This is a genomic window from Candidatus Poribacteria bacterium (assembly GCA_021295755.1).
In the GTDB taxonomy this organism is placed as follows: Bacteria; Poribacteria; WGA-4E; order WGA-4E; family PCPOR2b; genus PCPOR2b.
The window spans coordinates 3,188-4,066 of the sequence record JAGWBT010000237.1; the positions used below are offsets into that span (position 1 = coordinate 3,188).

The window sequence follows — 879 nt, forward strand, 5'->3', positions numbered from 1 at the left end:
GGCGGTGGGCAAATCACCCCGACCTCGAATCTGCGAGAGAAAGATGGAAATGGTGTCAGGAGGAGGGAGTGGATCTGCTTCAATTAGCCCTGCAGTTCTGTTTGCTAGACGATCGGATTCACGGGAACAACATCGGTTCGTTGAACGTCGAGCAGTTGGAAGCAAACGTACGAGCGGCGAGCGTGCCCCTCTCCGATGAGGTATGGGAGAAATACGAGGCACGGTTCGGTGGTGGGATCAACTGATTTTCGTTTCCCATCAGGTTTCGACCGAATCATTGTGAAGTTGAACCCAACACAATTCGGCTGAGGAAAAACCGATGACCTCATCTTCATGGGATTCCCCACCCAAAACGCTCCTACTACCCAACAATGCAGTCCATGTGTGGCGGGCATCCTTGCATGTGTCCGTCTCCGAGCTGCGCACCCTTGAGGATATGCTCGCAGCAGATGAGCGTGCCAGAGCTGAAAGATTTTACTTCCAGAAACACCGAGAGCACTTTATCGCTGGACGTGGACTGCTGCGGAATATCTTGAGCCGTTATCTGGACAGGGAACCAGACCAGCTGCGCTTCTGTTATAATTCTTACGGGAAGCCAGCTTTGACCGAAGAGGCTGGCGCGGAAGAACTCTGTTTCAACCTGTCTCACTCCCACGGAATTGCGCTCTACGCCATCACTTGTGGTCGGGAGATTGGCATCGATATCGAGTATTTTCGCCCTGATGTTGAAGTTGAGAAACTTGCCGAGCGATTCTTCTCACCACGAGAAGCGGCTGTGCTCCGCGCACTCCCCCAACACCTGCGGAAAGAAGGTTTTTTTAACTGCTGGACGCGCAAGGAAGCCTATATCAAGGCGGAAGGAAAAGGGATGTCTATTCC

General features: G+C 52.7%; 2 protein-coding genes. Both read left to right on the forward strand.

The genetic code is table 11. The features are described from left to right. A partial coding sequence (locus J4G02_22755; GenBank protein ID MCE2397329.1) for an aldo/keto reductase occupies window positions 1-245 on the forward strand: 245 nt, incomplete at its 5' end. A gap of 74 nt (window positions 246-319) precedes the next feature. After that, window positions 320-879 (forward strand): 4'-phosphopantetheinyl transferase superfamily protein (locus J4G02_22760; protein MCE2397330.1); only part of this gene is annotated, 560 nt, incomplete at its 3' end.